The organism is Flavisolibacter nicotianae, assembly GCF_003628535.1.
GTDB lineage: Bacteria > Bacteroidota > Bacteroidia > Chitinophagales > Chitinophagaceae > Flavisolibacter > Flavisolibacter nicotianae.
In genome coordinates this window covers 1-5,914 of sequence record NZ_RBCI01000028.1, presented here as the reverse complement: position 1 = coordinate 5,914, position 5,914 = coordinate 1, and the positions used below count along the sequence as shown (strand labels likewise).

6 protein-coding genes are annotated in these 5,914 nt (G+C 49.0%); 1 reads left to right on the top strand and 5 read right to left on the bottom strand.

Annotated features, from left to right (window positions below; all coding sequences use genetic code 11):
• Nucleotides 1–241: TonB-dependent receptor (locus D6024_RS25955; protein WP_121357738.1), on the top strand; the 241-nt coding region annotated here is incomplete at its 5' end.
• A 91-nt stretch (nucleotides 242–332) separates the two neighbouring features.
• Here D6024_RS25955 and D6024_RS25950 read toward each other — a convergent pair.
• The 5 genes from D6024_RS25950 to D6024_RS25930 all read right to left on the bottom strand — a co-directional run.
• The gene (locus D6024_RS25950; RefSeq protein ID WP_121357737.1) at nucleotides 333–788 is read right to left on the bottom strand and encodes a heme-binding domain-containing protein; all 456 of its coding nucleotides are present in this window, start codon (nucleotides 786–788) and stop codon (nucleotides 333–335) included.
• Nucleotides 789–833: 45 nt separating this feature from the next.
• The gene (locus tag D6024_RS25945) at nucleotides 834–2,189 is read right to left on the bottom strand and encodes a vanadium-dependent haloperoxidase (RefSeq protein ID WP_121357736.1); all 1,356 of its coding nucleotides are present in this window, start codon (nucleotides 2,187–2,189) and stop codon (nucleotides 834–836) included.
• A 74-nt stretch (nucleotides 2,190–2,263) separates the two neighbouring features.
• Nucleotides 2,264–2,824 (bottom strand): hypothetical protein, encoded by a 561-nt coding sequence (locus D6024_RS25940; protein WP_162945049.1) that lies wholly within the window; start codon nucleotides 2,822–2,824, stop codon nucleotides 2,264–2,266.
• Nucleotides 2,825–3,530: 706 nt separating this feature from the next.
• Nucleotides 3,531–4,805, bottom strand: coding sequence for a tetratricopeptide repeat protein (locus D6024_RS25935; protein WP_162945048.1), 1,275 nt, complete (start codon nucleotides 4,803–4,805; stop codon nucleotides 3,531–3,533).
• A gap of 116 nt (nucleotides 4,806–4,921) precedes the next feature.
• The coding region (locus D6024_RS25930) for a T9SS type A sorting domain-containing protein (RefSeq protein ID WP_121357733.1) at nucleotides 4,922–5,914 on the bottom strand (993 nt) is incomplete at its 5' end.

Sequence of the window (5,914 nt, the reverse complement as noted above, 5' to 3'; positions counted from 1 at the left end):
TGCCTTTGGCGATGCCACCAATGCCCGCACCAGTAGCGACCCGGTAGCAGGCTACATCCCGGCGTACAGCGTCCTGGATGTTAGTGCCACGTACAAAACAGGCAACTATCAACTCAAAGCCGGCGTCAACAACCTGGCCGGCAAAGCCTACTTCACCCGAAGAACCGACGAGTATCCCGGCCCGGGCATTATCCCTGCTGTCGGCAGAAGTCTCTATATGGGATTATCCGTAAAACTGTAAACGAAGAAGCAGTTCGCCTGAAAAACAAAAGGTTGGGTGACACTGAATGAAAGTCATTGTCACCCAACCTTTTTGGTTTTGTAAAATTTCTTCACGGTGCGGTTAGCCGCTGTCTTTCGATAGCCGTCCACCGAAGGATGGCCTGAATTTCCTTTTCTGTTGGCGCTGCATCCTTGTGTATCAGCAGATAACTTTTCAAAGGGACTGTTTTATCGGCTGTTGCTTTTCCAATCCGCTGCAAAAGGGCCATGATTTGCGGTTTTGAATAGCCGGAAAAATCAGAAAAGTTAAACACCGCCTTTCCTTCTTCGACATGCTTGTTCAACCAAAAGCCAATGGGGTTTACATGACTATACCAAGGATATACCGTGTTATTTGAGTGGCAATCATAACAGCAGCGTTTTAGAATGTTCAGGATAGTATCGGGGACCTGCACATAATGCGTGATGTCCACTTTCGTGTCGGCCATGCCTGTATTCATGGTGGGCCTTACCAGTTGCACACACAAAAGGGAAAGCATGAAGCCCAGAAGAAGTTTCTTTTTCATAAATCATACGTGTTGGCTGGAAGCTCATTACATGAAAACAATATTTTAGAATTGCGCCGCCATGCCGGGTTCCTCTTTCTTCATGCGCAGTTTTTTTATTACCAGGTCACCCACTTTTCTACCATATTCGGTACTGACAATACAGGACTGGTGAAAGTGAATGCCACCGTAGAAACGGGCCCAGTTGTTTTCCTCGGCCGCTGCCCGGAAGGAAGCATACGAGCGGCTCTTGATGCCGAATTCCAACTCTGTGGTATCGGTGTAGGCGAAGTTGTCCCCAAAAACGCTGGTAAGCGCTTCGGCTGCGGCGGACGAACAGGTAGAGTGCCCACAGGTATATTCCGGAAATGGCGGTGTTTGCAGGTAGGGATGCCAGTCCTGGTTCACAAATTTGTTGATGACCGTTTCCGGTCTTACGGTGTTGTAGCGGTACTTCGCTTCCCAGCACTGGATAAAAGCGTCATACATGGCAATGGAGGTCTTTGCATAAGCATAGACGGTGGTGGGGAAGTCAGCGCCGGCTTTTTTGGCCGCAATGCCCACGATGCTCTGCCAGTGACCGGGTGGAGAGAACTTCTTGGTGCCGTACATCACGTGACCCACCACATTCAGTTTAAAGGGATTGTCGTCCCAGAAATCGGCAATGTGCTTTTGTTCGGGTGTGAGGCTGTCCACGGCATTTTTAATCAGCATGACCTGCTTGTAATAGTCGCTGTTCTTGTTTGTCATGTCAAATTTATAAGGCTTGGGTGGGATAAACTGCCGGCAGCTGTCCATCACCAGGCAGCGCATCATGTCCCAGTGGGGTTCCATCGCCTGCGCATAGGCAGGTGGAGTGGGAATCCAACGGGAAGGATCGTCCATGTCGACGGCATACTCCGGCATGCCGCGTGTTTGTAGATACTGGTCCTGTCCCGCCCAGGCAACAATTGCCTTGGAAAGTGTGTCGGCAAAAGCGACCGATTGCCGGTATTCTTCTGCAGGCATTCCATGGTCTTTGGCCAGGCTTTTCAGGCTGTCGATGTATTTATCCATACTTCCTTTGGGAAAGGTCACCGTTTCACCGAGAGTGCAAAATGCAAGCAGTGACGCGAACTCAAAATTAATTTGCTCGCCTTTCCGTAGCTTGGGTACAGAAGTAAGGCCTTTGAGCTGACCGGCTAAAGAAGTGAACTGATCCGGATGGCCCGCCGCAATGACTTCGTACGCTGCAATGTTGGCATAGGTGTAATTTCTGGAAGCAACAATGGGACTGAAATTATTGCCCATTACCACACCGTTGAGCTCATGCACGGTGTTGGTATAAAGTTGCGGGTCTTTGAAGACCGCCTGGTAATCATTTTTATGATGACAGGCAGTGAGTTGAATAGTAAGCAGGCAAAAAAAGAAAATCTTTTTCATGAAAGATGTATTGAGTTAACAAAATGGTTGCGCAGGCGGTTAAGCCTGCAGAAGTCGGATGTAAAAACGGATTGTTAACTCAATTCGGGAGGTTGTTCCGGGCAATGCCTTGGTTGCTTTTCGAGAGAAGAGTGATTAATGCGGAACGGTGCTGTTGTTTTCAAGATAGGCAGACTGCTTTTTGCAATCCGCGAGGCCTGAAGATATTTTGCCCGAAAATTTTTTACGAGGTCATCCTTCATATCTCCGCTCTTTTTCGAAGGAATGGGGCCCTGATCGCCGGCTGCCTGTTTGGAGAATTCGCTTTTTACACTTTCAAGCTGCATCTTTTGCTGGTTAGGCAGACATTGCAGGACCAAAGATCCATTTCGAATAGCTCGTTTTACAAAATGATAAATCCTGCCATCTTTGGTGATTTCTCCGTCCACTCTCTCAAACGAGGGACTGTCGCCGACATACGGAAGATGGAGCGGCATGTTGAGGGTAATCAGTTCCGCTTCGCTGTAAGCATCACCATCAAGAGAGGCTTGCAGGTTTTGTTCTGCTTTTTTTTCCAGCAGACGAAACACAACATGGTAGCCAACCACGTTGAAAGTATATAGGCAAAGTAGCAATATCGCAGCAATCTTTCTCAAAACAGCCGGAGGCGTTTGTGGCAAAACCAAATATAAATGTTCTGTTTTAAACAGGAATGTATTTTTTGTTCACTGAAGGTCGCTACCATTGGTATTTAAACGAAATAGTTAAATAAGTCTTTGCGTAGCGAAATGGTTGCTAAATTCAGCTGTTGACCTAGTGTAAAATTTAGAGAGCCGTAAAAGGAACCAATTTGCATTGGAATTGTAGACTGACGATGAAAATCTTTTCTTTTATGGACTAAATTTCTAAATTCCGGAGTACCAAACAATAATTACTGTGGAGAGTACTTAGAATTTTGCACTAGAAGGGATTGACTGATTTTGAAACTACTTACGTGGATCCTGAGGGCCTTGAACCATTTCCGGTAAACGGTTGTCTGTCAGTGAAATACACTTGCAAAAAAGAAAAATGTGACGCCAGGGTGAACTACCCGCGTTCTGCGTCGTTTTGGCACGTTTTGAGAACTCTTTTAAATATAATCAGGTTTCGTTTTCAAGAATTCTTTTGTTTCAGTAATCATTCCAGAAGAACACCTACGACAGATCGTAGGTCGGAGCTCTCGATTTTGCCATTGGTGTCGAGTTGGACAGGGGGCAGCACTAAAGTTGGTGTTCAATTCCTTGCCCGGCTATTATAAGATTGAGGCAAAAGAAGTGTACACATCTTTTTCGTTTTCTCTCCGTCGATGCGTGGGTTGAAACCTCACCCTCGTATTCGCATGTAAGAATTCCAGCCTTGCTTTTTTTCAATAGCGGCCGCCCTTCGTAAGAGTTCCGGGTCTTTGCTGTTAGTACTGCGGGCCACCCGCAGCGCATCTTTTGCCCTGGTCATATCGTGCTTCAAAAAGTAGATCCAGGCCAACTCTTTGTTTACGTCAATGTTTGCCGGACGGATTTTGTATTCTTCCATGGCATACTTCTCCGCTGAATCCAGTTGGTTCTCTTTGACGGAAAGTTTTGCCATTTCCAGCGACACCCGGTGACCAGAAGCCGCATCCTGGTCGAGCATCGTTTTCACCTCAGCATATTTGGTTAAAGCCTTTTGCTGTTCACCACGTTCCGCATAAATATCCCCCATCAGTTCATGAAACGAAAACTCCGGAAGAATGGCCGCCGCAGAATCGAGCAATTGCAGGGCCCGGGCATCGTTCTTTCGCTGGTGCTCAATTTTCGCCAGTCCTGCCATGGCGAAGGCATAGCTGGGGCGGAGCGCCAGGTTGGCGTCAAATTGTTCTTCCGCTTTTGTCAGGTCGCCCGTCTTCAGGTATAATTCTCCCAGGATGTTGCGACTCCAGCATTGGGGCTCAGATCCAGGCAAGCCCGCTTCAACGGCCAGTTTCATCGCTTCGATGGCACCTTTGTAGTCACCAAAGATTTCACGCAGGTAAGAGGCCCTTGAATAGGCTTCTAACGAGGGTTTCAGTGCCTGCATTTTATCAGAGGCGGCAATGGCCTCCTGATACTGCCCCAGTTCCACATTGGCATCGACCAGGATGCCGTACACGTAAGCGTTGGACGGGTTGATGGTTTTTGCTTTTTCGCCCATTTCCCTGGCCGCTGCAAACTGGTGCTGCGAAAGATCGACCGATGCCTTGAAGACTGTGGCTTCAAAGCTTTTTGGGTCAATCAGCAGAACGCCGTCCAGGATTTTATGGATAGCCGGGTAATAGTAGGGGTGTTCTCCGGTGATGCGGGCTTCTGCAATGTAAATGGTTGCCAATTGCAGACGCGGTTTCACTTCGTTCGGGTGTGAAGCCACCCGCATTTTTAGCTCCGCGACTTTTTGTTGCGTTTTCTGCCATTCCATGGCTTTCGCAAGCTCGCCTTTACGGGGCAGAAGGTCGGGGATTCGGAGCTCGTCCTGTGTCGTGTTTGTTGCTGCGCTGCTTTTTACCACAGGCGTTTCGCAAGCCAGCAGGGAAACGGAGAGCAATAAAAAAACAAAGCGTTTCAGTATGATAGGCGTTGTCGGTGTCATTTTGAAGAAGTTTGAAAACAGGACTCGCTCTGCGAAGCGGCGAGTCCTGTTGGGAAAAGGTTTGCAGCGATTGGAAAAGCAGTACCGCAACGCAACGCTTTTCCAGTCGCCGTGAATCACAGGATGACAATTTTTGAAAGCTGCACGCCTTTGTCACTCACCACACGAATCAGGTAGACGCCTTTTGCTTTTTTGGAAAGATCAAAATCGAATGCATTGCCTTCCCGTGTATTGACCAGTTTGTTTTGCAACAGGCGACCTTTGTCGTCAAGAATTGAGATTTGTGCCGTTGGTGATGTGACATTTTTCAAGTGCAACCGGAACTTGCCGCGGCTCGGGTTTGGATAGGCTTGAATCAACACATCACGATCTGCGCTGACAGCCTGTATATGCGGGCGGGCGGTCAACGGAGAACTGTTGACTGCGCAGGGGCCATAGGCGTCCGGCCGGACATCACGCACAACTACATACGACTCACAACTCCTTGAATCCTTCAGGCGCAACTGGTACGTACCGGCTTTCAGGTTTTGGAACGTGTAGCCGCTGGCCGGTCCGCTTACATAGGTGGCGCCGCCGTCAATGGAGTATTGAAAGGGTGCCGTGCCATTTGTCGGAATGATCGAGATAGCGCCGTCGTTACTGCCGCAGGAGGCATCGAGCACAATGGTCCTGTCATTGAGGAATGGCGTGCCATAAAATACAGAGTGAACCACTTTTTCTACCACCTTCGACTCGCAGCCGTTGCCGTCTTTTAGGCGAAGCTTGTAGGTTCCCGGCGCAAGACTCATAAAAGTATAGCCGGCATTGGGTCCGCTTACATACGTCGTGCCGCCATCGATTGAGTACAGAAACGGCGCCGTTCCCGTTTTCGGAATAAGGGAGATGTTGCCGTCGTTACTGCCGCAGGAGGCATCGAGCACAATGGTCCTGTCATTGAGGAAAGTCGGCGGCGTACAGGCACCGGAACCAACGTACTGGGCACCCGTAAACCCTCTCCAGGGGGTTTGAACATAGGGGAAGGTGGTTTTCTGTGTGGTGTCGTTTTTTGTTGGTCCGGCGGTAAAGCCAAGGACTTTTTGAAGCCGGGGTGTGACGGGGCTGCCGCTGCC

Bases quoted from the DNA above. Each gene is read 5' to 3' on its own strand.
- D6024_RS25945 (WP_121357736.1), bottom strand. From the start codon at position 2,189: ATGAAAAAGATTTTCTTTTTTTGCCTGCTTACTATTCAACTCACTGCC.
- D6024_RS25950 (WP_121357737.1), bottom strand. From the start codon at position 788: ATGAAAAAGAAACTTCTTCTGGGCTTCATGCTTTCCCTTTTGTGTGTG.
- D6024_RS25935 (WP_162945048.1), bottom strand. From the start codon at position 4,805: ATGACACCGACAACGCCTATCATACTGAAACGCTTTGTTTTTTTATTG.